Origin of the sequence: Streptomyces sp. ICC4 (assembly GCF_003287915.1) — a bacterium.
Classification (GTDB): Bacteria; Actinomycetota; Actinomycetes; order Streptomycetales; family Streptomycetaceae; genus Streptomyces; species Streptomyces tritrimontium.
Genome location: NZ_CP030286.1, coordinates 7,563,724 through 7,587,347, shown reverse-complemented (window position 1 = coordinate 7,587,347; position 23,624 = coordinate 7,563,724). Strand labels below are relative to the sequence as shown.

Below are 23,624 nucleotides of genomic sequence, written 5' to 3'. Positions count from 1 at the left end.
CCTAGCGTCGTCCGTGCTGTCCGTCAGTTGTACCCGCCGCGTCCGCGGCACCGGACAGCGATCGCCGAGTCCCCGTCAGGCGCGAGCCTGGGGAGCCGGGGACCCACATGTGTCCCTGGGGTGAATCGGACCCCCTCGCAAGAGGAGGCCCGTAGGAGACCTTCCTGCTCCGAACCCGTCAGCTAACCCGGTAGGCGAGAGGGAAGGAAAGGATCAGCCCCTTCATGGCGTATGGCAGTCGTGCCGCCGGCAAGCACCGTGGTTCCAGTCGTATGAGCCGCAAGACCGCCGGCTACGCCGGCATAGCCGCCCTCGCCGCCACCGGCGTCGTCGGCTCCCTGGCCGGTCCCGCGTTCGCCGCGGACAAGGCCCCCTCGCTCGAGGACACCGGCCTGAACACCATCGTCGTGGCCGACGAGCTCGCGGGCGAGATCCAGGCCCAGGCCGACTCCCAGCAGCGCGCCGCGGAAGCCGCCGCCGCCAAGGCGAAGGCGGAAGCCGACGCGAAGCAGCGGGCCGCCGAGGCCAAGGCGAAGGCCGAAGCCCAGGCCAAGGCCGAGCGCGAGGCCGCGGAGCGCGCCGCCCGCGAGGAGGAGCGCAAGCGCCTCAACACCTTCGTCTCCCCGATCGACGGCTCCTACGTCAGCACCCAGTGGCACGCGAGCGGCGGCATGTGGTCCTCCGGCAGCCACACCGGCATCGACTTCCACGCCGACTCCGGCACCGCGGTCCACGCCGTGGGCCTGGGCACCGTGGTCGAGGCGGGCTGGGGCGGCGCGTACGGCAACAACGTCGTCATCAAGCACGCGGACGGCACCTACACCCAGTACGGCCACATGCTGAAGCTCAGCGTCTCCGTGGGCCAGCAGGTCGCCCCGGGCCAGCAGATCGGCCTGTCGGGCAACAGCGGCAACTCCAGCGGCGCGCACCTGCACTTCGAGGCCCGCACCGGTGCCGACTACGGCTCGGACATCGACCCGATCACCTACCTGCGCTCCCACGGCGTCACCGTCTGACGGACACCGCCCCGCACCGCACTTCTTCCGCGAAGGCCCCGGCTCTCCCGAGCCGGGGCCTTCGCGTTGTGTGAATGTTTCGCATTACCGGCCGCCCTCGGAAATTATCGTGTGTTGCAATAGAGTCGCAGCGCGCACAGTCATACGAAATAGGCGGAGGTCCGGTCTTGCGAATTCCCGCGCACACGGTATGCACAGCAATCCGCGACGACATCGTCTCCGGGGTGTTCGGCCCCGGGGGCCGGCTGACCGAGGAGGTGCTGGCCCGCCGGTACGGAGTCTCGCGCGTCCCGGTGCGCGAGGCGCTGCGCACGCTGGAGTCCGAGGGGTTCGTGACCACCCGCAGGCACGCCGGCGCCTGCGTGGCCGAGCCGACCGAGCAGGAGGCCGCCGACCTCCTGGAGCTGCGGATGCTGCTGGAACCCCTCGCCGCCGCCCGGGCGGCCCGGCGGCGCAGCGAGGCCCACCTCAAGGTGCTGCGCGGCCTGGTCAGACTGGGCCAGGAGCGGGCCAGGAGGGGCCAGGGGGAGGATCTGCGCTCGCTGGGGGGTTGGTTCCACGAGACGCTCGCCCAGGCGTCCGGCAGCCCCGGGCTGATCTCGCTGCTCACCCAGATGCGCCACAAGGTGGCCTGGATGTACGTGGTGGAGGCCCCGGCGCGGCCCGTGGAGTCCTGGGCGGAGCACGGCGCGATCGTGGACGCGGTGGCCCGGGGCGACGCCGAGCGGGCCCGGGCGCTGACCGCGCTCCACGCGGACCGGGCGGCCGGGGCGCACCGCATACGCGTGAGGACTTTGCAACCTGCCGTAAACACGGCGAGCGGCTCGCTTTAACATTCGCCGTATACAAAGGTTGGATATCCTGGCGGCATCGCCCGATTCGGCGCCGGGAATTCCGTGCGCAATGGCGCGGTGTTCCAGGGAATTCATTTCCGCGGGCCGACCGCCGGAATCGAAGTCCGCCGGGCGAAAAACGCCGAAGCCGCTGCTCCCGACCGGGGTCGGGGGCAACGGCTTCGCGGTGCGAGGTCCTGCGGGTCGAACCCGAAGGGGTCAGACGGTCTCGGGGAGCTGCTCGAGACCCTCGGCGACCAGCTTCGCGAGGCGGTCCAGCGCGGCCTCGGAGCCCTCGGCGTCGGACGAGAGGACGATCTCCTCGCCGCCCTGGGCGCCGAGGCCCAGGACCGCCAGCATGGAGGCGGCGTTGACGGGTTCGCCGCCGGCCTTCGCGATGGTCACCGGGACGCCGGAAGCGGTCGTCGCACGGACGAAGATCGAGGCGGGACGAGCGTGCAGGCCCTCGGCCCAGCCGACGTTGACGCGGCGCTCTGCCATGGTGATGCCCTTCAGGTTCTTACGGTTGTCTAGACCAGTCTCTCACGACGTCCGGAATGGTCGGACCGACCTTCGGCCCGAATCCGCCCGCCGTTCGACCTATCCCAGCTTGCACTGATTCGCGCCAGCTTGCCCGATGCGCCGCGCCCGGGCCACTTGAACCGTTCGCGCCTTAAGGTGGCCCCATGACCACGGAGTCGGACCCCTCGTACCCGGACCACTGGGAGGCGGACGTCGTCCTGCGCGACGGCGGAACCGCCCGGATCCGGCCCATCACCACCGACGACGCGGGCCGGCTGGTCAGCTTCTACGAGCAGGTCTCGGACGAGTCGAAGTACTACCGCTTCTTCGCCCCCTACCCCCGGCTCTCCGACCGCGACGTGCACCGCTTCACGCACCACGACTACGTGGACCGGGTCGGCCTCGCCGCGACGATCGGCGGGGAGTTCATCGCCACCGTCCGCTTCGACCGGATCGGCTCCGACGGCCGCCCGGCCACCGGTCCCTCCGACGAGGCCGAGGTCGCCTTCCTCGTCCAGGACGCCCACCAGGGGCGCGGGGTCGCCTCCGCCCTGCTCGAACACATCGGCGCTGTGGCCCGCGAGCGCGGGATCCGCCGCTTCATCGCCGAAGTGCTGCCCGCCAACACCAAGATGATCAAGGTGTTCACGGACGTCGGCTACCAGCAGAAGCGCAGCTTCGAGGACGGCTCGGTCCACCTCACCCTCGACCTCGAGCCCACCGCCGAGTCCCTCGCCGTCCAGCGCGCCCGCGAACAGCGCGCCGAGGCCCGCTCCGTGCAGCGGCTGCTCGCCCCGGGATCGGTGGCGGTGATCGGAGTCAGCCGCTCCGGCGGGGGAGTGGGCGCGGCCGCCCTGCGCAACCTGCGGGACAGCGGCTTCCACGGACACCTCTACGCCGTCAACGAGGCCCGCGCCCCCGGCATCGAGGGGGACCTGCTGGACGGCGTACGGGCCTACCGCTCGGTCGGCGACATCGGCGCCCCGGTCGACCTCGCGGTGGTCGCGGTCCCGGCGGACCGCGTCCCGGAGGCGGTGGCCGCCTGCGGCGAACACGGGGTGCAGGGCCTGGTGGTGCTGTCCGCCGGATACGGGGAGAGCGGGGCCGAGGGCCTGGCCCGCCAGCGCGAACTGGTGCGGCAGGTGCGCTCGTACGGGATGCGCCTGATCGGGCCGAACGCCTTCGGGGTGATCAACACCGCGCCGGAGGTGGAGCTGAACGCCTCGCTCGCACCGGCTCCCGCGCCCGCGCGCGGACGGGTCGGCCTGTTCACCCAGTCCGGGGCGATCGGCATCGCGCTGCTCTCCGGACTGCTGCGGCGCGGGGAGGGGCTGTCCTCCTTCGTCTCGGCCGGCAACCGGGCGGACGTCTCGGGCAACGACATCCTCCAGTACTGGTACGACGACGACGCGACCGATGTCGCCCTGATGTACCTGGAGACCCTGGGCAACCCGAGGAAGTTCACCCGGATCGCCCGGCGCACGGCCGCCGTCAAGCCGGTGGTCGTCGCCAGGGGCGGCCGCCACAGCCCCGCCGGCCATCTGGTCCCCGGTACCCGGCTGCCCGACGCGACGGTCTCCGCGCTGCTGCGGCAGGCGGGCGTGATCAGGGTCGACACCGTGACGGAGCTGGTGGACGTCGGCCTGCTGCTGGCCTCGCAGCCGGTGCCGGCCGGCCCCCGGGTGGCGATCCTCGGCAACTCCGAGTCGCTCGGGGTGCTCACCTACGACGCCTGCCTGACGGAGGGGCTGCGGCCGCTCGCGCCGCTGGACCTGACGACGGCGGCCTCGCCCGAGGACTTCCGCGCGGCCGTCAGCGCGGCGCTGGCCTCGCCGGACTGCGACGCGGTGATCGTCACGGCGATCCCGTGGGTGAGCGAGCAGGCGCTGGCGGACGATCTCGCGGACGCGCTGCGGGAGGCGGTGGCGCGGCACCCCGGCAAGCCGGTGGCCGTGGTCCACGTCGAGCTGGGCGCCCTGGCCGAGGCGCTCTCGGCCGCGACGGCCCCGGCGGCCGCGACGCAGGGGGCGGCCGGCACGCATCGGGCGGCCGGGACCACTGGGACCGCCGGGACCGCTGGGACTGCCGGGACGCCCCCGGAGGCCGCGGAGCCCGCGACGGTGCCCACGGCCGCGACGGCCCTGGCGGCCCTGGCGTCCGCGAGCGGCCGGGCGCCGCTCCGGCCGGAGCCCGGCTCGGGCGGTCCGGACGGCGGAGCCGCGCCCGGCGGAGCCGCGCCCGGCGGAGCCGCGCCCGACGCCCCGGGTGCCGCCTCCGGGATCCCCGCCTACCCGGCCGCCGAGCGGGCCGTCAAGGCCGTCGCCGAAGCCGTGCGGTACGGGCAGTGGCGGCGGGCCAACGCCGTGGTCGGCCAGGTGCCCGAGTACGAGGACATCGACGAGAGCGGGGCTGCCGCACAGCTGTCCCGCCTGCTCGCCGGCGTAGCCGACCACGAGGTGCTGACCCTCACCGAGCCCGACGCCCGCGAGCTCCTCGCCCGGTACGCGATCCGCGTCCTGCCCGACCCCAACCGCGTGCGCCTCGCCAACCCCCGACCCCTGCAAGCGGTAACCTCGCCCGAATGACGGCACTTTCACACCACAGCAACGGTCACGTCGAGCAGCCCGGGCGGGACGGGGGCACCGCGACCGCCGAGGCTGACCCCAATGCCATCGGACCGGTGCAGACCTCGTACGCCCCCGATCGCGACGGGGATCCCGATCCCGGTGAGATCGTCTGGACCTGGGTCCCCTACGAGGAGAACGACGGCCGGGGCAAGGACCGCCCCGTGCTGGTCGTGGCGCGCGAGTCGGGCGGCACGCTCCTGGCCGTGCAGCTGTCCAGCAAGCAGCACGACCACGACCGGGAGTGGGTCCCCATCGGCACCGGGCCCTGGGACAGTGCCGGCCGGGAGTCCTGGGTGGATGTGGACCGGGTGCTGCGCGTGCACGAGGCCGGCATGCGGCGCGAGGCGTGCGCGCTGGACCGGGGGCGGTTCCAGCTGGTCGTGGACCGGCTGCGCGAGCGCTACGGCTGGCGGTAGCCGCCCGGGCCGAGGCGCGGCCCCCGGGCCGAGGCGCGGCCCCAAGGCCGCGCCCGGGCCGTCGGCCTTCAGTCGAAGCGCACGCTGCGCGGGACGGCCGTCCCGAAGCGTGCCGACCGGCCGGGCCGCGTGACCAGCATGGACGGCCCCTCGCAGTCGCGTTCCGCGAAGAGGGAGGCCCGCGCGTTGGTGGCGTTCTCCGCCGACCTCGCGCCGCTCCGCAGCAGGAAGCACTCACCCTTCACGGGGTTCTCCAGGGCGAAATCGTCCTCGTTCACGTTGGTGTACCTGAACTCGCCCCCGGCCGCTTCCCCTCGGCTTCTCCTTGATGCCACCGGCTGACGCCACCGGTGGTCAGGTCCGGTCAAGGCCAGTGTCGAGTTGGTCCGGGGCGCACCCCAGGGCTCGGCGCGGGCGTTACACGGATGCGGGGGGCGGGAGCGGGGGCGCTGCGAGGCAGGTCGCGAGCGACCTGCGCCCTCCTATGCGCCCCCTGCGCGCCCCGCGCTCCCATCTCACATGAGGTCCGCCAGGACCCGTTCGAACGTTTCCCGCGTGTCCGGCCTGCGGTCGAGGACTCCGAACACCACGCGTTCGAACACGCCCGCGAACCGGCTGGCCAGCAGCCCCCGGAAGGCCTCGGCCACCTGCGCCGGGTCGTTCTGGAAGACCCCACACCCCCACGCGCCCAGTACCAGCCCCTGGTATCCGTGCAGCGCGGCCACCCGCAGCACCAGCTCCGCCCGCCGCGCGAGGGCGGCGGGGATCTCGGGCACCCGGTGCGGCTCCTGGCGGCGGATCGTGCCCGCGTTCGGGGCCGGGGAGGTGAGGAAGCCCGCGCGGAAGGGGGTGTCCGTCAGGTCGCCGCGGTCGTCGCGGAAGACGGGGACCCCGGGCGAGTGAATCACCCGGTCGGTGTAGAAGGTGCTGACCTCGGCGCGGTGGACCTCGTAGTACTCCGGGGCCTCCAGGAGGGTCTCGTAGAGGGCCGAGGCCCGGCAGAGCGCCTCCTCCTGCGCCTTGGCCCCGCGGACGTACCCGCCCCCGGGATTGCGGGCCGAGGCGAAGTTCAGGACGGCGACCGGGGAGGCCCCAGGGAGGTCCGCCGCGAGCCTGCGGGCCGCCTCCGTGCTGCTCTCGCCCGTGACCTCCACGACGGTCCTGCCGGTCCCCGATGGAACCTTTTCATCTGTAATGACCATGTTTGGTCCATATATCGTGGTTCCTGCCTTGGCCTCCGCCACGGCGGCGGCGAGCACCACCTGCCGCCCCGACCGCGCCCGGTACCCGCCGGACGCCACGATTTCCGCGTTCTCCCGCGCGATCTCGCGCAGCCTGCTGCTCATGCCGTGATCCTCGGCGTTCCGGGTGGGCGGCGGCAAGGGAGTTTGTGCCCCGAGGGACGGGTAGGCACGGTGATGTCACAGTCGACGACGCGAGACGAGGGCCCCGTCATGCCCCAGGTACCACCCCGCCTGACCGAGTCCGGCGCCGAGGACCTGATCCACGGCATCTGTTTCAAGACCGGCCCGCCCCGCCTGCTAGGGGCGGAGCTCGAATGGCTGGTGTTCGACGCCGAGCACCCCGCCCTGCCCGTGTCCCACGAGCGGCTGGCCGACGCGCACGGGGCGGCCCGCGCGCTGCCCCTGGGATCCCGCGTCACCGTCGAGCCCGGGGGCCAGCTGGAGCTGAGCTCGGCGCCCGCCACCTCGCTCACCGGGTGCGTGGACGGCCTCCAGGCCGACCTGGCCGCCGTACGCCGCGCCCTGCGCGACCGGGGCCTCGTGCTGCGCGGCCTGGGCCAGGACCCGCGCCGGCCGCAGCGCCGGATGCTGGCCAGCCCGCGCTACGACGCGATGGAGACCTACTTCGACCGCACCGGTCCCGCCGGCCGCGCCATGATGCGCTCCTCCGCTTCCGTGCAGGTGTGCGTGGACTCCGGGCACGAGGAGCCGGGCCCGCTCGGCCACGGCCGCCGGTGGCGCCTGGCCCACCTGCTCGGCGCCGTACTGGTCGCCGCCTTCGCCAACTCGCCCGCGCACGAAGGGCCGTACGCCGGCTGGCGGTGTGCCCGCCAGGGCATCTGGAGCGACATCGACACCCGCCGCTCCCTCGCCCCGGCGCTGGACGCGGAGCCGCGCGGCGCGTGGACCCGGCAGGCGCTGGACACCGAGGTGATGTGCGTACGGACGCCCGGGGAGGGCGTGCCCTGGGCGGTGCCGCGCGGGTTGACCTTCCGCGACTGGGTGCGCTCCGGGGGCGGCCCGCGGCCGCCCACCGCGGAGGATCTGGACTACCACCTGACCACGCTCTTCCCGCCGGTCCGGCCTCGCGGGCATCTGGAGCTGCGGATGATCGACGCCCAGCCCGGCGACGACGGCTGGGTCATCCCGGTGGCCGTGGTCCACGCGCTGTTCGACGACCCGGAGGCCGCGGAGACCGCGTACCGGGTGGCGAAGGGACTGGCCGACACCTACGGGGCGCAGCCCGCGCCCCGCAATCCGCTGTGGCGAACCGCCGCGCGGGACGGCCTGTCCGATCCCGAGCTTCGGGCCGCCGCCCGGGCCTGCTTCCGGGCCGCGACCGAGGCGCTGCCCCGGCTGGGCGCCGGAACCGTCGTCCGGGACGCGGTGGCGGAGTTCACCGACCGCCACGTGGCGCGCGGGCGATGTCCCGCCGACGAACGGAGCGGTCAGCACGCGCACGATCCGTGGTCGCTGCCGGCCGGTGAGGAGGCGCGCTCATGACCGCCGGACCGGAGCAGATGCGCGAGCGGGCCGCCGTCGCGCTGACCGCGGCGCGGGTCCGCACGGCGGGGCTCACCGACCCCGTGTCCGACGGGGACCTCACCGCCCAGCACTCCCCCCTGATGTCGCCGCTGGTCTGGGACCTCGCACACATCGGGAACATGGAAGAGCTCTGGCTGCTGCGCAACGTGGCCGGCCGCGAGTCCATGCACCCCGAGATGGACCCGCTGTACGACGCTTTCGAGCATCCCCGTGCGGAGCGCCCGAAGTTGCCGCTGCTGGGCCCGGACGAGGCCCGCCGGTACGCGGCCGAGGTGCGCGGCAGGGTCTTCGACCTGCTGGATCGCACCCCGCTGGAGGGCACGGCCCTGCTGGACGGCGGTTACGTCTTCGGGATGATCGCGCAGCACGAACAGCAGCACGACGAGACGATGTTGATCACCCATCAGTTGCGGCAGGGCGCTGCGGTGCTGGCCGCCCCGGATCCGGATCCCCCGCGGGGTGCGCCGCCGGCCGCGGCCGAAGTCCTCGTACCCGGCGGTCCGTTCACGATGGGCACCTCCGCCGAGCCGTGGTCGCTGGACAACGAGCGGCCCGCGCACGTCCGGGAGGCGGAGGCCTTCTGGATCGACACGGCGCCGGTGGCCAACGCCGCGTACCAGGAGTTCATGGCGGACGGCGGCTACCGCGAGGAGCGCTGGTGGGCGGCGGCGGGCTGGGCGGAGATCCGGCGGCACGGGATCGAGGCCCCGCTGTTCTGGCACCGCGAGGGCGCCACGTGGCTGCGCCGCCGCTTCGGGGTCACCGAGCCGGTGCCCGGGGACGAGCCGGTGCTGCACGTCAGCTGGTACGAGGCCGACGCGTACGCCCGGTGGGCGGGCCGGCGGCTGCCCACCGAGGCGGAGTGGGAGAAGGCCGCCCGGCACGATCCGGCGACGGGTCGCTCCACCCGCTACCCGTGGGGTGACGCGGACCCGACCCCGGCGCACGCCAATCTGGGCCAACGCCATCTGCGGCCGGCCCGCGCGGGCAGCTATCCGGACGGGGCCTCCCCGCTCGGGGTGCGCCAGTTGATCGGTGACGTGTGGGAGTGGACGTCCTCGGACTTCCTCCCCTATCCCGGTTTCCGGCCGTTCCCGTACCGCGAGTACTCCGAGGTGTTCTTCGGCCCGGAGCACAAGGTGCTGCGCGGCGGCTCCTTCGCCGTGGACCCGGTGGCCTGCCGGGGCACCTTCCGCAACTGGGACCTCCCGGTGCGCCGGCAGATCTTCTCCGGCTTCCGCACGGCGCGTGACGCCGGGGCAGCGGGTGCTGCCTGATGTGCCGTCATCTTGCTTATCTGGGGCCGCCGGTGAGCCTCGGACGACTGCTCAGCGACCCCGAGCACTCCCTCGTGCACCAGTCCTTCGCGCCCCGCCGGCAGCGGCACGGCACGGTCAACGCCGACGGTTTCGGCATCGGCTGGTACGCGGAGGGCGATCCGGTGCCCGCCCGCTACCGCCGGGCCGGGCCGATCTGGGGCGACCTGGCCTTCACCGATCTCGCCCGGGTGGTGCGCAGCGGGGCCGTGCTGGCCGCCGTACGGGACGCCACGCGGGCCGGGGCGGACGGGGAGGCGGCGGCCGCGCCGTTCGCGGAGGGGCCGTGGCTGTTCAGCCACAACGGGATGCTCCGGGACTGGCCGGACGCGGTGGCCTCGGTCGCCGCGGCCTCGCTGCCGCCCCGGGAGCTGCTCTCGCTGGCCGCCCGCACGGACTCGGCCCTGATCTGGGCGCTGGTCCTGCGCCGGCTGCGCGAGGGGGACGGTCTCGGCGAGGCGCTGGCCGGGCCGGTGCGGGAGCTGGTGGAGGCCGCGCCCGGATCCCGGCTGAACCTGCTGCTGACGGACGGCCGGGCGATCGCGGCGACGGCCTGGGGGGACTCCCTGTGGTATCTGGCTGATACCGCCGTGCCGCGCACGGTGGTGGCGTCGGAGCCCTATGACGACGATCCGCGCTGGTGCGAGGTGCCCGAGGGGACCCTGCTGACCGCCACGCGGACTCGGATCGACCTCGTCTCCCTGAAGGAGACTCCCACCGGCGCCCCGTACCGAGGGGCCCCGCAGCAAGGAGACGAAGGCCCGTGAACGACTTCCGGCTGACCCGCACGCTCGACGAGCACGCCGCCGACGCGGCGCTGCGCGAGGATGTGCTGAAGGGGCTGACCCGGTCCCCGAAGACGCTGCCGCCCAAGTGGTTCTACGACGCCCGCGGCAGTGAACTCTTCGAGGAGATCACCCGGTTGCCCGAGTACTACCCGACGCGCGCCGAGCGGGAGATCCTGCTGGAGCGGGCCCAGGAGATCGCCTCGGTGAGCGGTGCCCGCACCTTGGTGGAGCTGGGGTCCGGTTCCTCGGAGAAGACCCGGCACCTGATCGAGGCGCTGCCCGCGCTGGACACGTACGTACCGGTGGACGTGAGCGAGAGCGCGTTGACCGGGGCGGCCGAGGCGCTGCTCGCCGAGCATCCGGGGCTGCGGGTGCACGCGCTGCTGGCCGATTTCACGAAGCCGATGCGGCTGCCGGAGTCCCCCGGGCCCCGGCTGGTGGTGTTCCTGGGCGGCACGATCGGGAATCTGCTGCCCGCGGAGCGGGCGGTGTTCCTGGCGGACGTACGGGCGATGCTGTCGCCCGGGGACGCGCTGCTGATGGGGACGGACCTGGTGAAGGACGAGGCCGTGCTGGTGGCGGCCTACGACGACGTACAGGGGGTGACGGCAGAGTTCAACAAGAACGTACTGGCCGTGATCGACCGGGAGTTGGGCGGGGATTTCCACACCGCCGACTTCGCTCACGTGGCGGTGTGGAACCGGGAGCACGAGTGGATCGAGATGCGGTTGCGGGCCCGGACGCAGGTGCTGGTGAAGGTCCGGGCGCTGGATCTGGAGGTGCCCTTCGAGGCGGGTGAGGAGATCTTGACGGAGATCTCGGCGAAGTTCCGTCAGGAGGGGCTCCGCAGCGAGTTGGCGTCCGCGGGGCTCGAGCTGACCCACTGGTGGACGGATCGGGCACGTCGTTTCGCCCTGTCCCTGTCGGTGGCGGACGGCATCGGCACGGACGGCCGGCCGGCCGCGGACGGCGGGGACGGCACGGACGGCGCGGACGGCGCGGAGGGCACGGACGGCTGGGCGGGTACGCCGGGCAGTGACGGCCCCGCCGGCCGTGACACCGGACCGGACACCGGACCGGACACCGGCTCCGCGAGCACGGCGGCCTGAGCGGCTGCCGCGAGGTCCCGCCGGTCGGCGTACCGGCCCGGCGGGATCCGCGGCAGCAGCCGTACCTCGGCCCGCACCCCGCGGGCCCGCGCGATCCGCCACAGCGAGGCGGTCAGCGGATCGTCCCCGACGAAGGCGGGCGCCCCGGACGTGCTCCCGTCTTCCCGGAGGTAGGCGATCCGTACGGGCTGTACGGGCGCCCGCGCGTCCAGCGCGGCTTGGAACGCGGCCCGCCGGAAGGGGCCTTGGGCCCGCCCGCACCAGGTGGAGCCTTCCGGGTAGACGGTGACGCGGTCGCCCTCGAGCAGGGCGCGGGTGACGCTCCCGATGGTGGCGGGCAGGGCGCGGATCCGGTCCCGTTCGATGAACAGGGTTCCGGCCTGCCGGGAGAGCGGGCCCAGTACGGGCCAGTGGCGGATGTCGCTCTTGGCCAGCATCCGGGAGGGCAGGGCGGCCGCGACGAGCGGGATGTCGAGCCAGGAGATGTGGTTGGCGACGATCAGGCGGCCACCGCCCGGTCCGGCGCTGCCGTACACGGTGATGCGCAGGCCGAAGGCGCGCAGCAGTGCGGCCGCCCAGGCCCGTACCGCCGCGTGCCGGGGCCTTTCGGGCAGCAGGCGCAGCGGCGGGGCGCCCAGGATCCCGAGCAGGATCAGGGCGGTCGCGGCGGTGAGCCGCAGGACGGCGTGCGGCACGCTCGCGGTGCGCCCCTCGTGTTCGGCGCAGTCCGCGGGGGTGCAGGGCGAGGTCGGGAGCCAGGCGCTCATGCGCCCGGGGCCAGCGAGAGGAAGTGCTTGAGGTAGCGCGGGTTGGTGCGGCGCAGGGAGAGCAGGACGTAGAGGTCGGCGCAGCCGAACCCGGCGTCGAGGGCGGGTTCGCCGCAGACCCAGGCGCCCAGGCGCAGGTAGCCGCGCAGCAGCGGGGGCAGTTCCATGCGGCCGGGGAAGGTGATGCCCTCGGGGCTCCAGGGGAGGTGCGGGGTGACCCGGTACTCGGCGGGGGCGAGGCTGCGGGCGAGGACGTTCTCCCGGGTGGCGGCGGCGAGGACCCCGCCGTCGGCGAGCGGTATCGAGCAGCAGCCGGCGAGCCAGTTGTGGCCGGAGCGGTCCATGTACCGGGCGAGTCCGGCCCAGATGAGGGAGATGACGGCGCCGTTGCGGTGGTCGGGGTGGACGCAGGAGCGGCCGACCTCGACCAGGTCCGGGCGGATGGGGGCGAGGGCGGAGAGGTCGAACTCGCCCTCGGAGTAGAGGCGTCCGGCGACGGCGGCGCGCTCGGGGGGCAGCACCCGGTAGGTGCCGACGACCTGCTCGGTCTCCTCGTCCACGACGAGGAGGTGGTCGCAGTAGGCGTCGAAGGGATCGGAGTCGAGGCCCGGCTCGGGTCCGTCGAGGCGGGCGCCGAGCTCGCCGGCGAAGACCTGGTGGCGCAGCCGCTGGGCGGCGCGCACCTCGTCCTCGTCGCGGGCGAGGCGTACGGCGTGATCTCTGCCTGTTGCGTGGGCTAGGAGATGAATATAAAAACCAGACCCGTCCCAGAACGCAAAGCGCCCCCCACGCACCCGCCAGAGCCCACTTACCCTTGCTGCCTTCCGGCCCTGGGGGAGTTGGGTGAGATAGCGCCACGTGAGGGGCTGGCCCCACCCTAGCGGATGAAGCGCCCGGGAATCGAGCCGGACCCCACCGGGATCACCGCCGGTCGATCACGTTCGCGAGCACCCCTCAACGTCTTGTATTGTTTGCCGCGGAGGATTCGCCTAGTGGCCTAGGGCGCACGCTTGGAAAGCGTGTTGGGGGCAACCCCTCACGAGTTCGAATCTCGTATCCTCCGCCATTGCTCTCACCGGGCAATACGTTGAAGAGCCCCACCGCTTGCGGTGGGGCTCTTTGCGTTCCCGGTCGGCTCCCCATCCGTGATCGCGTCGACCACGACGCCAGGGACCACCCGCCCGGCCGCCCGGACTGGGCGTGCGTGGGGGCATACCCGGACATACCGTTCTCTGGAGGTGCCCAGAGGTGCCCGGAGCGGCGCGGTGCGGGCGGGAAGCGGGTGGGTGCGGGTGGCGTGGACGGACTGGCTCAGGACGGAGATCTTCCGGCCCTACCCCGAGCTGCTGATCTTCCTGACCATCGCCGTCGGCTTCCTGCTCGGCCGCATCCGCTACAAGTCGATCGCCCTGGGCGCCGTCACCGGCTGCCTCGTCGCCGGCCTGGTCATCGGCTCCCAGGCCAAGGTGGAGATCGACGGGCCGATCAAGTCCGTCTTCTTCCTCATGTTCCTCTTCGCCCTCGGCTACGACGTCGGCCCGCAGTTCTTCCGCGCCCTGCGCAAGGACGGCCTCCCCCAGGTCGTCCTCGCCCTCATCGTCTGCGTCACCGGCCTCGCCACCGCCTGGGCCTTCGCCGCCCTCGCCGGCTACGGGCCCGGCCTCTCCGCCGGGCTGCTCGGCGGCGGCCTCACCCAGTCCGCCGTCATCGGCGTCGGCGCCGACGCCATCGCCCACCTGCCCGGCATCGACGCCGGTGAGGCCCGGGACCAGGCGCACCTGATCGCCGTCGCCTACGCGGTCACGTACCCCCTCGGTACGGTCCTGCCCGCGCTGCTCCTCGCCGGCGTGCTGCCCCGCCTCCTACACAGGGACCTCGCGGCCGAGAGCGCCGTACTGGCCGCCGACCTGGAGGCCGCCGAGAACGACCCCGACGCCGGGGAGGGCTACTACAAGCACGTGCTGCGCGCCTACGCCGTCGACGTGGCGGCCTTCGCCGGACGCACCATCGGCGACTTCGAGGCCGAGCAGAAGGCGGCGGGCCGGCGCGTCTACATCACCCGGCTGCGCCGCGCCGGGGAGATCCTGGAGCACACCCCCGGCACCCGGATCGAGCTCGGCGACGTGCTGGCCGTCAGCGCGGTCCGCGGGGACCTCGTCTCCTACGACGCGCGCACGCACATCGGGATGGAGACGGACGACTTCGAACTCCTCGCCTACCGCACGGAATCCCTGCACGTCGTCGTCACCGAGCGGGCCGGGCGTGCGCACCATCCGCACCCTGCGCCACGAGGAGTTCATGCCGGGCGTCTTCGTCGAGGAGCACTGGCGGGCCGGCGCCGACCTGCGGGTCCGGCTCGACAGCACCGTGGAGCGCGGGGACACCCTCGTGCTCACCGGGCCCCGCAGCCGGGTGCAGGCGGCCGCGGAGCGGCTGGGCAAGCCGGTGCCGACCAGTTTCGCGACGGACATGGTGTGGATCGCGCTCGGCCTGTTCCTCGGCGGCTGCCTGGGCATCCCCGCCCTGCACGCGGCGGGCGCCCCGCTGTCGCTGTCGACCTCCACCGGGGCGCTGCTGATGGGCCTGGTCTTCGGCTGGATCCGGAGCAAGTACCCGACGTACGGGAACCTGCCGTCGGCAGCGCAGTGGCTGATGGGCACGCTCGGGCTGTGCGTGTTCGTGACGGTGGTCGGCCTCAACGCCGGCCCGAGCTTCGTCCCCGGCCTGCGCGAGGCCGGCTGGCCGCTGCTGTTCTGGGGCGCGGCCGTGACGACCGTGCCGCTGCTGGCCGGATTCGCGTACGGGCACTTCGTGCAGCGGCTGCCCCTGCCGATCCTGCTCGGCGCCCTCGCCGGCGCCCAGACCACGACCGCCGCCCTCGGCGCCCTCACGGAGCGCGCCCGCAGCCAGATCCCGGCGCTGGGCACGACGGTCCCGTACGCGCTGGGCAACATCCTGCTGACGATGTGGGGTTCTGTGATCGTCCTGCTGCGGCAGTGACGCGCTCCCGCACGGCGGCTCAGGCGGGTCAGACAGGTCAGGCGGGGCCGCCGGCCCGCTCGGCCTGGCGGCGGGCCGTGTAGGCGCCGAGGTCCCGCTTGATCTCCATCACGGACTCCACCGGGATCCTGACGGGCTCGCAGTACAGCGCGTCGCACGAGCGCGGGTGCGTGCCGTCGATCAGCGACACCCCGCTGAGCACGAGCCCGGCGTTCTCCTCGATGTCGGTGCAGAGGACGGGGTGGAAGAAGCAGTCCTCGTAGACGTCCCCCACCCTGATGCCCGCCGGGTTGCGGGGGTCGGTCGGCGCGGTCGGCGCGGTCGGCGCGGTCGGCGCGGTCGGCTCGTTCATGCGGGCCAGCCTGCCACGGGGGCTCCGGGGGATCGGCCGTGGGACTCAGCCGTGGGGGATCAGGGCCACCGGGCCGCCGGCGTGGTGGGCCACCGCGTGGTCCGTGGGGCCCATGCCGTGGAGGGGTCGGTGGCGGCGGCGGCCGACGACCAGGAGGCCGGCGGACGCGGACTCGTCGACCAGGACGCGCTCGGCGTCTCCCGGGAGGCTGACGCACTCGGTCGCCACCCGCGGATGGCGCGCGGAGACCGCGGCCACTGCGGCTTCGAGCCCCTCCGCAGCCGCCGAGCCCTTGCCCACCGCGTACACCGCGCGCAGCGGCAGCCCGTGCGCGGCCGCCCACGCGTACCCGAACTCGAGGACGGGGACGTGGTCGCCCGCCGGGTCCACCCCGACGACGACCCCGCGCCCGCGCCGCTCCCGCTCGGCGGGCTCCCGGATCAGGACGACGGGGACTTCGGCGCGTCCGGCCACGTGCAGGGCGGTGGAGCCGAGCCGCGGGACCAGGTGGTGGTGGTCGCCGCTCGCTCCGAGCACGATCAGCCCGGCGTTCGCCCGGGCGGCCGCGCGCGGGATCTCGTTGCCCGGCCCGCCCTCGGCGGTGGCCGTCTCGACGGTCAGCCCGGGGTGCGCGGCGCGCAGTTCCGCGGCGAGCGACGCCAGTACGGACACCATCGCGAGCTCGCTCTCGCCGAGCACCGGCTGGAACTCGGGGGAGATCGGCTGGACGGTCGGCCAGGCCTGGCCCACGTGGAGCAGCCGGAGCGGCGCCCCCGCCGACGCGGCCTCACGGGCCGCCCAGCGGGCGGCTGCGAGGCTGCGGAAGGACCCGTCGAAGCCGACGAGGAAGGGGAGGGGAGGCGCGGGAGGGACGGCCGGGACGGCCGGAACAGGCGGAACAGGCGGAACAGGCGGAACAGGCGGGACAGGCGGGACAGGCGGAACGGGCGGTACGGACATCAGCGGCACCCTTCTTTCCATGCCGCGGCCATTTCCTGGTCGCTACTACACGACGCTACGCCCCTCGCCCCTTTTCTCCCTTTTAGCCAGCTTCGCTGCATCCCCCCAGGCCCTCCGGCGCCCCCGCCGCGGCGCTAGTGCCGTGACCGGAAAGGTTTGCCGGGTCGCGGTGTCCGGTGCGGTGCATCGCAAGGCGGAGGATCACGTCGCGTACTGGACGTACTCGCGTGGTCCGACAACGCGGCGAGGTGCCGTGCCGGGCGCCGCGACCCGGTGGACCTTTCCGGTCACGGCACTAGGCTGCGCACGTGCCGTCGTACTCCATCGGGCAGGCCGCCGGCCTGCTGCGCGTCAGTCCCGAGACCGTCCGCCGCTGGGCCGACGGGGGGCGGTTGTCCGCGCGCCGCGGCGCCGACGGGGTGCGGACCGTGGACGGAGCGGACCTGGCCGCCTTCGCCAAGGAGCGGGCCGCCGGGCTGCATCCGGTGCCCGAGGCGCCCCCCGCCACCTCCGTGCGCAATTCCTTCGCCGGGATCGTCACCGCCGTCCTCCTCGACGAGGTCGCGGCGCAGGTCGAGATCCAGTCGGGGCCGCACCGCGTGGTCTCCGTCGTGACCCGCGAGTCCGTCGAGGAGCTCGGCATCGCGGTCGGGGTCACCGTGACGGCCCGGGTGAAGTCCACCGACGTCCACATCGACCTGGCCTTCTGAGCGGGCCGCCGCCCGGCACCCCCCGCCCGGCACCCCCCACCCCTACCCGGGGATCCGCTTCACGGAGCTGCCGGTGACGCGGGACGTGGTCTGGCAGAAGATCCACGACGCTGCCGCGACGGCGACGCCGCCGACCGCCGACCGACGCTAGACGTGCCTGTGGGGCAGCTCCCTTCGGAACTGCCCCACAGGCGGGTGCGGTTATCCCTTGGTGAAGTGGCCGAGGAGGTCGGTGATGACGTGGTTGGGGCCGCCGTAGCTGTTGAAGACGGCGACCTTGCCGTCGGTGACGGGGGTGGTGACGTGGTTGGGGACGGTGCGGCCGGGGATGGTGTTGAGGCTGCTGGCGTCCGTGCGGGTGGCGCCGAAGGCGTAGGCGGTGAGGAAGCCGGGGTCGGTGGTGTCGGTGGCGGTGAGGTTCAGGACCGCGCCCACCGAGTTCGCCGGGAGGCCGGAGATGTTGGTGGTGGCGCCGGGGGCGAGCTTGCCGGTGCTGCGGGTGTCGGCGAGGCGCTTGGGCACGACCGGCGTGAACAGGGCCTTGCCGTCCTTGCCGTAGTAGCCGACCGCGTCCAGGATCACGTGCGTGGAACCGGAGTTGGTGTAGAGGGTGATGGTGCCGTTCGGGCCGACCGGGACGATCGCCTGGTTCGACTTGTCCTTGCCGGGCTCCACGTTCAGGTTCGAGGTGGCCGGACGCTTCGCCGGATCCGGGTAGGCGATGACGTGCGCCTGCTCGGTGGCGCCCGTACCGGTCAGGTTCAGCGCGACCGCCGTGGCGTCGGCCGGGATGCCGTTGACGCCCGCGACCTTGACCGTACGGGTCTGGCCGCCGCCCAGGGCGCCGCCGGTGCTCCGGGTGTCGAGGGCCCGGGTCGGCGCGATCGGGGAGAACCGCTGGCCCGCGTTGGGTTGGTAGTAGCCGACGAAGTCCACGATCAGGTGGCCCTGGCCGGAGTTGAGCTGCGCGAGGATGCTGCCGACGTAGCCGACCGGCACGGTGACGGTGTTGGACGAGGTGCCGCCCGCGCGGACGTTGACGTTCGAGGTCGCCGGGCGGGGCTGGCCCGAGGGCCAGACGCTCAGGTGGGTGTCCTCGGTGGCACCCGTGACCGTCACGTTGAGGACCACCGAAGCCATGCTCGCCGAGTGCTCGTGGCCCTGGAACCTGGTGCCGTTCGGCAGGTCCACGACCCTGGCGTAACCGCCCAGGAGCGCCGCGTTCGCGGTCCGGGTGTCCACCAGGCGGAACGGCTCGGTGGCCACGTAGCCCGAGGCGGCGTAGTCCACCTTCACGGTCCGGGTCGCCGTGGACTTGCCACCCTTGGAGTCCTCGACCGTCAGCGTCACCTTGTACTCGCCCGGCTGCCGGTAGGCGTGGTCGAACCCGCCCATGTCGCCTCGGCGATCGCTCGAGCCGTCCCCGAAGTCCGCCTCCACACGGGTCACGGGCCACGGCGTCGCACTGCCACCGACACCGACGGCCACGGACAGCGGGGCGACGCGACCCAGCGGGCTCTGCGAGGTCGGCAGGACCGGATCGGCGGTGACGACCGCGGTCAGCGGTCCGGCCGGGCCCACCTTGGTCGGTACGTCGTAGGAGGAGACCTCCGCCCCGACACCGTTGACCGCCTTCACCCTCACCACGCGGTCGCCCGGCACGCTGTAGACGTGCTCGACGGAGGTCTCCTTGGTGACCACGGGAGCCGTGCCGTCACCGAAGTCGAAGTGGTACGTCACGCCCGTGGGCCAGAGGGCGTCGACGGCGGCCGTCGCCTTCACGCGCGTACCGGCCGGCGCCCAGGACTCGCTCACCGACAGGCTCACGCTCCGCAGCCGGTCCTGGGTCTCGTCGGAGCCGCGGTCGATGTACCCGCCGTTCTTGCCCGTGTTGGGGACGCGCGGGTCGTCCGCGACCGGGTAACCGCGAATGTCCCCCGGGAGCACCCCCGGCGCCGTCGGATCACCCGAGTCGATGGTCGGCGACCCGTCCTTCGGGCCGACGGCGTCCTCGTCCCGGCTCAGGATGTCGTGCGCGCCCTGGCCGGTGCCGGCCAGGAACGCCGCCGCGGTGTCGTATCCGGTGTCGGCCCAGCCGTAGGGGACCCGCCCGGTACCGGGCTGCCCCACGATCAGAGAAGGTTGTTGAACAGTGCCGACCCGGTCGAGCTGCCGCCGACCGAGATCCCCGCACCACAGCTGCTCTTGAGGGTGTTGTTGGTGATGACCGTGCCGGGCGCGTTCACCACCGAGACCGGCGGGATCCTGAAGCCGTGGATCGAGTTGCGGCTGAGCACCGTGCGCTGGGCACCGCCTTCGACGCGAACGGCGGCGAAGTAACTCCGGCCGGCCCGCACGTCCGTGCTCTCCTTGCGGACCACGAGGGAGGCCGTGTCATCGGCCGTGTGGTACCCGTAGACCCGGTCCAGCGTGACGTCGTGCGAGTTGTCGACGTAGAGGCCTTCGTCGGCGGACAGCCCGCGGACGACCACGTGCGAGGCCCCGCTGATGGTCAGGCTCCTTTTCAGGTACGCGGGGGAGGGGGCGTTGTGCTCGCCCACCCCCTCCCTGGCGACGGCGAAGGTGATCGGCTCGCCCGAGCGGTCGATGGTGAGCGGCTCGGTGTAGGTCGTCTGCGCGTCGATCAGCACCGTCTGGCCCGGCTTGACCACCTTGGCCGCGGCCGAGACCGTGCAGTACGGAATCGCCTGCGAGCCGGTTCCGTTGTCGGAACAGTGTGATTCGGAACGGTTGTTGACGTGAGTGCGGCGCCGCACGACTGGCAAACGTCCTGTCCCCCCAGAGACAGTCGGGCGCACGCGATCCGCAGAAGCGTTTGGTCATCATCCATTGGCTCAAACACGTGGGTCAACGGCCTTTGGAGGGGACCTCACCTGCCGGAACGCGGAATCCCGGGTTCCCCTGAAACCGCCCCTGGACCGTGCTCGCGGACCATGTCCGACATGCTCCCCGGTGCTCGGTGAAACCCGCCCCGAATGAATCCGAATTGCGTGCGAGGAAAGGCGCCGACCGGGTCGTGGGTTACCGGGACCCGGTAACCCACGATCTTTCTTTTGCTTCGCAGTACCGGAGAGAAAACACCTGCCAAACCCCTCCTACCTCCCGCGGCGGCCGGGTCACCCACACGAGTGATGGGCCCGAACGGGGGTGGATTTGCAGGGGGTTGGCTGGCATATGCTCTGGCCGACCACTTGAAAATGAGACGGCCCCCGCCGGGACGGCAATCCCGGACGAGGGCCTGACCAACAAGGAAGCACAACCTTCCCCATGGCTCCTGAGCACCTTAACGCGCGACCGGTCTTCCCGTCCGGGGTACGCCACGCCAACGTCCCCCACACGTCACATTTCACCGTGGTCGGCAACCACCTCGCCCAGCACGCCGAGATGTCACTGACAGCGATCGGTCTGGCCGTGTACATCCAGTCGCTGCCCGGTGGTTCCCCGGTCGGCATCTCCACGCTCGTCAAGCGCTTCACCGAGGGTGAGATCCGCATCGGCGGGGCACTGCGGGAACTGGAGCACCACGGGTACCTGAGCCGGACCCGGGAGCAGTTGCCCGGCGGGAAAATCATCACCCGAACGGTGTCCTACAACCGGCCGGGAGCCACCCCGGAGACAGGGCCGGCGCCGTCTCGGCCGCCGCGTCCCGCACCATCCCCCCGGCCCCAGCTCCGGCCCCGCCCGCGCCCTCGTGTCCCTGTCGAGGCCCACTCGGTGAACCGCCGGTGAGCTGTCGCCCCCGACGGCCCGAACGATGCCGCAGGCACCTGCTGCCAGGTACAACCCGACGTCGCCACGAACACGATCGCGGCAAGCACCTCCCGGTCGCCGTGCCGGCGCCGACCACCGCCCTGCGGCCGCGACGGCGCCTCCGGCACCACCCGCTGGAACAGCTCCCACAACTCGTCCGACACCAGCCGTTCAACGATCCCCACCATGGACAACAGCCTACCGCGAAGCCCAGATGAGATGACTTCTAAAGACCTCACCAAGACCACCCGATGATCACGACGCGATATGCCCTGGGTGACGCGCTGAGGTGCCGGACGCCAAGGGCGGGCAGGAGTTGAGTCAACGGTCAACCAGCCGTGGATGAGGGGTCTCACCCAGTGGATTCCGCGTCCGCGTCGGTGCCGTAGGTGCCGACCGGGCCGCGGGGAAGCATCCGGTCCAGCCACCTCGGCAGCCACCAGTTGGTCCGGCCGAGGAGTGTCATGGTCGCCGGTACCAGCACCATGCGTACAACAGTGGCGTCGATGAAGATCGCGGTGGCCAGGCCGAGCCCGAACATCTTGGTGGAGGGGTCCTCGGCGACGGCGAAGGACAGGAAGACCGCCACCATGATGAGGGCCGCCGAGGTGATGATCCGGGCGGTGCGCGAGACGCCCTCAACGATCGCCGTGCCGTTGTCGCCGGTGCGCAGGTACTCCTCGCGTACGCGGGAGAGGAGAAACACCTCGTAGTCCATCGACAGGCCGAACAGGATGGCGAAGAGGAACATCGGGATGAACGACACGATCGGAACCGTCGCTTCCAGCCCGATGAGTGCGCCTCCCCAGCCCCACTGGAAGACGGTCACCATGATGCCGTAGGCCGCGCCGATGCTCAGCAGGTTCAGCAGTACCGCCTTGAGCGGTACGAGTATCGAGCGGAAGACCAGCATCAGCAGCAGGAACGACATCGCCAGCACCGCGACGACGACCACCGGCAGGCGTTGACTGGTGCGTTGGCCCACATCGGACAGGCTCGCGGCGGCGCCGCCTACGTGGGCCCTGGCCGGGCCGTGCCCGACCGCCGTGGGCAGCACGTCGGTGCGCAGCCGGGCGATGGTGTCGGCCGTGGCCTTGTCCTGAGGGCTGGTGGTCGGGAACACCACGAGGGTCGCGATGCCGGTGGCCCGATCGATGTGCGCCGGCGCGACGGATGCGATGCCCTGATCCGCCGCGACCGCCCCGACGAGTCGGTCCAGTACTCCCGGATCACCGGCGGAGTCCGCGGCGATGACGAGGGGACCGTTGGTGCCCGGGCCGAACCCCTCGGCGACGAGGTCGTAGGCCCGGCGCTCGGTACGGCTGTGGGGCAGTGAGCCGTCGTCGGGCAGGCCGACGCGCAGGCCGAGCACGGGCAGCGTCGCGGTCAGCAGCAGCCCCGCCGCGCCGACCGCGTACGGCACCGGGTGCCGGCTGACGTGCCCGATCCAGCGACGCCACCCGGCGGCGTGGGCGGCGCCTGCCGCCGGGTGGCGCCGCCGTGCGAGTCGGCCCAGCTTCCTGGTCTGCAGAGCCCGGCCGATCCGGCCGGTCCGGGCCAGGCGTGGGCCGGCGGCGCCGAGGAAGGCCGGCAGAAGCGTCACCGACGCGAGCACCATGGTCAGGACGACGATCGAGACGGCAAGCCCGCCCACCGTCATGAACGGCACGTTCGCGACCGCCAGGCCGAGGATCGACACGACGACGGTGCCGCCGGCGAAGACCACCGGCCGCCCCGCCGTTGCCACCGCTCGTCCGGCCGCCGCCTGCGGATCGAGCCCGCACGCGAGGTACTCCCGGTGCCTGGCGAGAACGAACAGCGCGTAGTCGATGCCCACTCCGAGCCCGACCATGCTGCCCAGGACCGGTGCGAAGGTGGGGACCTCTGTCACCCCTGCCAGTACCGTCATCGTGGCGACCCCCACGGTCAGTCCGAAGACCGCCATGCCGATCGGCAGCGCGGCGGCGACGAGCGAGCCGAACACCAGGAACAGGATCGCGGCCGCGGCGAGGAGACCGATCAGCTCGCTCGCGCCGCCGTCGGGGTCGGAGAAGGCGTAGAAGAGGTTGCCGCCCATCTCGATGCGTAGGGGCAGTTCGACGCGCAGCCGGTCGCCGAGATCGACGAGGGCGTCGAGGTCTTCGGCCGACAGCCGGCTCTGGTCGGGGTACTGCACCCGGACGACCGCGATCCGCCCGTCGGCCGAGACAAGGCCGCCGCGCACGGCGGTGTCCCCGCCCGTGTCGAGTGCCCCCGCCGGGTCGCTCGTGCCGAGCACGTGCGGCAGCCGCTTCACCTCGGTCTGCAGCCGCGTGAGAGCGGTGCGCGCGCTGCCGTGGTCGAAGAACGTCGCACCGTCGTCGAGGGGGGTGACGACCACTTGGGCGGTCATCCCCTCCTGGCCGGTGCCGGCCCGCTCGATCAGTTCCGCGGCCCGTTGGGAGTCCAGTCCCGGAGCGGTCATCGAGTCCGCGGTCCGCCCGCCGAAGGCCACGGCGGAAAGGACGGCGAGCGTGGCGGCGATCAGCCATGCCGCGATCACCCGCCAGGGATGGCGGGCGGCGCTTGTGCCCAGGCGCAACAGGGCTTTCGAGAGCATCGGGTCCTCCAACCACCTTGTCGGCCGTCCTTGTACGGCCGCCGATGCC

18 protein-coding genes, 1 tRNA gene, 1 other RNA gene, 4 pseudogenes and 1 riboswitch are annotated in these 23,624 nt (G+C 72.8%); of the genes and pseudogenes, 12 read left to right on the top strand and 12 right to left on the bottom strand.

Annotation, left to right across the window (positions count from 1 at the left end; all coding sequences use genetic code 11):
* Positions 1-52 precede the first annotated feature (52 nt).
* A riboswitch (cyclic di-AMP (ydaO/yuaA leader) is annotated at positions 53-212 on the top strand.
* A gap of 12 nt (positions 213-224) precedes the next feature.
* Entirely contained in the window at positions 225-1,016 is a 792-nt protein-coding gene (locus DRB89_RS35615; protein ID WP_112452261.1) for a M23 family metallopeptidase, read from the top strand.
* Positions 1,017-1,183: 167 nt separating this feature from the next.
* The gene (locus tag DRB89_RS35610) at positions 1,184-1,849 is read left to right on the top strand and encodes a GntR family transcriptional regulator (RefSeq protein ID WP_112452260.1); all 666 of its coding nucleotides are present in this window, start codon (positions 1,184-1,186) and stop codon (positions 1,847-1,849) included.
* Positions 1,850-2,068: 219 nt separating this feature from the next.
* Here DRB89_RS35610 and DRB89_RS35605 read toward each other — a convergent pair whose 3' ends face one another.
* Positions 2,069-2,350, bottom strand: coding sequence for an HPr family phosphocarrier protein (locus DRB89_RS35605; RefSeq protein ID WP_112452259.1), 282 nt, complete (start codon positions 2,348-2,350; stop codon positions 2,069-2,071).
* Positions 2,351-2,535: 185 nt separating this feature from the next.
* On the opposite strand from DRB89_RS35605, the pseudogene DRB89_RS35600 reads away from it, so the two are divergent.
* Both DRB89_RS35600 and DRB89_RS35595 read left to right on the top strand, forming a co-directional pair.
* Positions 2,536-4,887 (top strand): annotated as a pseudogene (locus DRB89_RS35600) (GNAT family N-acetyltransferase); the annotation flags it as partial.
* A gap of 65 nt (positions 4,888-4,952) precedes the next feature.
* Entirely contained in the window at positions 4,953-5,414 is a 462-nt protein-coding gene (locus DRB89_RS35595) for a type II toxin-antitoxin system PemK/MazF family toxin (protein ID WP_112452233.1), read from the top strand.
* Positions 5,415-5,482: 68 nt separating this feature from the next.
* Here DRB89_RS35595 and DRB89_RS35590 read toward each other — a convergent pair whose 3' ends face one another.
* Together DRB89_RS35590 and DRB89_RS35585 are read right to left on the bottom strand one after the other, a co-directional pair.
* The gene (locus tag DRB89_RS35590; RefSeq protein WP_112452234.1) at positions 5,483-5,692 is read right to left on the bottom strand and encodes a hypothetical protein; all 210 of its coding nucleotides are present in this window, start codon (positions 5,690-5,692) and stop codon (positions 5,483-5,485) included.
* Between the two features lie 237 nt (positions 5,693-5,929).
* Positions 5,930-6,760, bottom strand: a complete 831-nt coding sequence (locus DRB89_RS35585) for a TIGR02452 family protein (protein WP_112452235.1) — start codon at positions 6,758-6,760, stop codon at positions 5,930-5,932.
* Between the two features lie 108 nt (positions 6,761-6,868).
* On the opposite strand from DRB89_RS35585, the gene egtA reads away from it, so the two are divergent.
* Genes egtA through egtD form a run of 4 tightly spaced genes read left to right on the top strand, consistent with a single transcriptional unit; the run spans position 6,869 to position 11,416 of the window.
* Positions 6,869-8,161 (top strand): ergothioneine biosynthesis glutamate--cysteine ligase EgtA, encoded by a 1,293-nt coding sequence (gene egtA / locus DRB89_RS35580; protein ID WP_112452236.1) that lies wholly within the window; start codon positions 6,869-6,871, stop codon positions 8,159-8,161.
* Entirely contained in the window at positions 8,158-9,480 is a 1,323-nt protein-coding gene (gene egtB, locus DRB89_RS35575) for an ergothioneine biosynthesis protein EgtB (protein WP_112452237.1), read from the top strand. The genes egtA and egtB overlap by 4 nt, the downstream gene beginning before the upstream one ends.
* Positions 9,480-10,286 carry an ergothioneine biosynthesis protein EgtC gene (egtC, locus tag DRB89_RS35570; RefSeq protein WP_112452238.1) on the top strand — a complete coding sequence of 269 codons (807 nt, stop codon included), beginning with the start codon at positions 9,480-9,482 and terminating at the stop codon, positions 10,284-10,286. The genes egtB and egtC overlap by 1 nt, the downstream gene beginning before the upstream one ends.
* Positions 10,283-11,416, top strand: a complete 1,134-nt coding sequence (gene egtD, locus DRB89_RS35565) for an L-histidine N(alpha)-methyltransferase (RefSeq protein WP_112452239.1) — start codon at positions 10,283-10,285, stop codon at positions 11,414-11,416. The genes egtC and egtD overlap by 4 nt, the downstream gene beginning before the upstream one ends.
* 188 nt (positions 11,417-11,604) lie before the next feature.
* Here egtD and DRB89_RS35560 read toward each other — a convergent pair.
* From DRB89_RS35560 to ffs, 3 genes and pseudogenes are all read right to left on the bottom strand, one after another.
* Positions 11,605-12,183 (bottom strand): annotated as a pseudogene (locus DRB89_RS35560) (lysophospholipid acyltransferase family protein); the annotation flags it as partial.
* Positions 12,180-12,932: a GNAT family N-acyltransferase gene (locus tag DRB89_RS35555; protein ID WP_204358206.1), complete on the bottom strand. Its 753-nt coding sequence runs from the start codon at positions 12,930-12,932 to the stop codon at positions 12,180-12,182. The pseudogene DRB89_RS35560 and the gene DRB89_RS35555, both read right to left, overlap by 4 nt.
* Before the next feature lie 23 nt (positions 12,933-12,955).
* An RNA gene (gene ffs, locus DRB89_RS35550) (signal recognition particle sRNA small type) lies at positions 12,956-13,054 on the bottom strand.
* Between the two features lie 107 nt (positions 13,055-13,161).
* Between ffs and DRB89_RS35545 the strand changes: the two genes are divergently transcribed.
* Positions 13,162-13,249: transfer RNA gene (locus DRB89_RS35545), tRNA-Ser, on the top strand.
* 226 nt (positions 13,250-13,475) lie between these two features.
* Positions 13,476-15,183 (top strand): annotated as a pseudogene (locus tag DRB89_RS35540) (aspartate-alanine antiporter).
* A gap of 37 nt (positions 15,184-15,220) precedes the next feature.
* Here the strand turns inward: DRB89_RS35540 and DRB89_RS35535 are convergent.
* Positions 15,221-15,535, bottom strand: a complete 315-nt coding sequence (locus DRB89_RS35535; RefSeq protein WP_204357933.1) for a hypothetical protein — start codon at positions 15,533-15,535, stop codon at positions 15,221-15,223.
* Positions 15,536-15,580: 45 nt separating this feature from the next.
* A complete protein-coding gene (locus DRB89_RS35530; RefSeq protein WP_239516909.1) occupies positions 15,581-16,495 on the bottom strand; it encodes a universal stress protein in 915 nt (304 codons plus the stop codon).
* A gap of 308 nt (positions 16,496-16,803) precedes the next feature.
* On the opposite strand from DRB89_RS35530, the gene DRB89_RS35525 reads away from it, so the two are divergent.
* Positions 16,804-17,205, top strand: coding sequence for a TOBE domain-containing protein (locus tag DRB89_RS35525; protein ID WP_112452753.1), 402 nt, complete (start codon positions 16,804-16,806; stop codon positions 17,203-17,205).
* A gap of 201 nt (positions 17,206-17,406) precedes the next feature.
* On the opposite strand, the gene DRB89_RS35520 is transcribed toward DRB89_RS35525, so the two are convergent.
* Together DRB89_RS35520 and DRB89_RS35515 are read right to left on the bottom strand one after the other, a co-directional pair.
* Positions 17,407-19,335, bottom strand: a complete 1,929-nt coding sequence (locus tag DRB89_RS35520) for a PKD domain-containing protein (RefSeq protein ID WP_112452215.1) — start codon at positions 19,333-19,335, stop codon at positions 17,407-17,409.
* A 2-nt stretch (positions 19,336-19,337) separates the two neighbouring features.
* Positions 19,338-19,982 (bottom strand): hypothetical protein, encoded by a 645-nt coding sequence (locus tag DRB89_RS35515; RefSeq protein WP_112452214.1) that lies wholly within the window; start codon positions 19,980-19,982, stop codon positions 19,338-19,340.
* 511 nt (positions 19,983-20,493) lie between these two features.
* On the opposite strand from DRB89_RS35515, the gene DRB89_RS43365 reads away from it, so the two are divergent.
* The gene (locus DRB89_RS43365; protein ID WP_162688411.1) at positions 20,494-20,955 is read left to right on the top strand and encodes a hypothetical protein; all 462 of its coding nucleotides are present in this window, start codon (positions 20,494-20,496) and stop codon (positions 20,953-20,955) included.
* Here DRB89_RS43365 and DRB89_RS35510 read toward each other — a convergent pair.
* Positions 20,931-21,164: pseudogene (locus tag DRB89_RS35510) on the bottom strand (transposase); the annotation flags it as partial. The gene DRB89_RS43365 and the pseudogene DRB89_RS35510 overlap by 25 nt on opposite strands.
* A 164-nt stretch (positions 21,165-21,328) precedes the next feature.
* The gene (locus tag DRB89_RS35505; RefSeq protein WP_112450106.1) at positions 21,329-23,575 is read right to left on the bottom strand and encodes an MMPL family transporter; all 2,247 of its coding nucleotides are present in this window, start codon (positions 23,573-23,575) and stop codon (positions 21,329-21,331) included.
* Positions 23,576-23,624: the final 49 nt, after the last annotated feature.

What these genes read in the sequence shown, in the direction of transcription:
- DRB89_RS35585 (WP_112452235.1), bottom strand. Translation starts at nt 6,760, where the DNA reads ATGAGCAGCAGGCTGCGCGAGATCGCGCGGGAGAACGCGGAAATCGTG.
- DRB89_RS35530 (WP_239516909.1), bottom strand. Translation starts at nt 16,495, where the DNA reads ATGTCCGTACCGCCCGTTCCGCCTGTCCCGCCTGTCCCGCCTGTTCCG.
- DRB89_RS35595 (WP_112452233.1), top strand. Translation starts at nt 4,953, where the DNA reads ATGACGGCACTTTCACACCACAGCAACGGTCACGTCGAGCAGCCCGGG.
- egtA (WP_112452236.1), top strand. Translation starts at nt 6,869, where the DNA reads ATGCCCCAGGTACCACCCCGCCTGACCGAGTCCGGCGCCGAGGACCTG.
- DRB89_RS35505 (WP_112450106.1), bottom strand. Translation starts at nt 23,575, where the DNA reads ATGCTCTCGAAAGCCCTGTTGCGCCTGGGCACAAGCGCCGCCCGCCAT.
- DRB89_RS35535 (WP_204357933.1), bottom strand. Translation starts at nt 15,535, where the DNA reads ATGAACGAGCCGACCGCGCCGACCGCGCCGACCGCGCCGACCGCGCCG.
- DRB89_RS43365 (WP_162688411.1), top strand. Translation starts at nt 20,494, where the DNA reads ATGGCTCCTGAGCACCTTAACGCGCGACCGGTCTTCCCGTCCGGGGTA.
- DRB89_RS35615 (WP_112452261.1), top strand. Translation starts at nt 225, where the DNA reads ATGGCGTATGGCAGTCGTGCCGCCGGCAAGCACCGTGGTTCCAGTCGT.
- egtB (WP_112452237.1), top strand. Translation starts at nt 8,158, where the DNA reads ATGACCGCCGGACCGGAGCAGATGCGCGAGCGGGCCGCCGTCGCGCTG.
- DRB89_RS35605 (WP_112452259.1), bottom strand. Translation starts at nt 2,350, where the DNA reads ATGGCAGAGCGCCGCGTCAACGTCGGCTGGGCCGAGGGCCTGCACGCT.
- egtC (WP_112452238.1), top strand. Translation starts at nt 9,480, where the DNA reads ATGTGCCGTCATCTTGCTTATCTGGGGCCGCCGGTGAGCCTCGGACGA.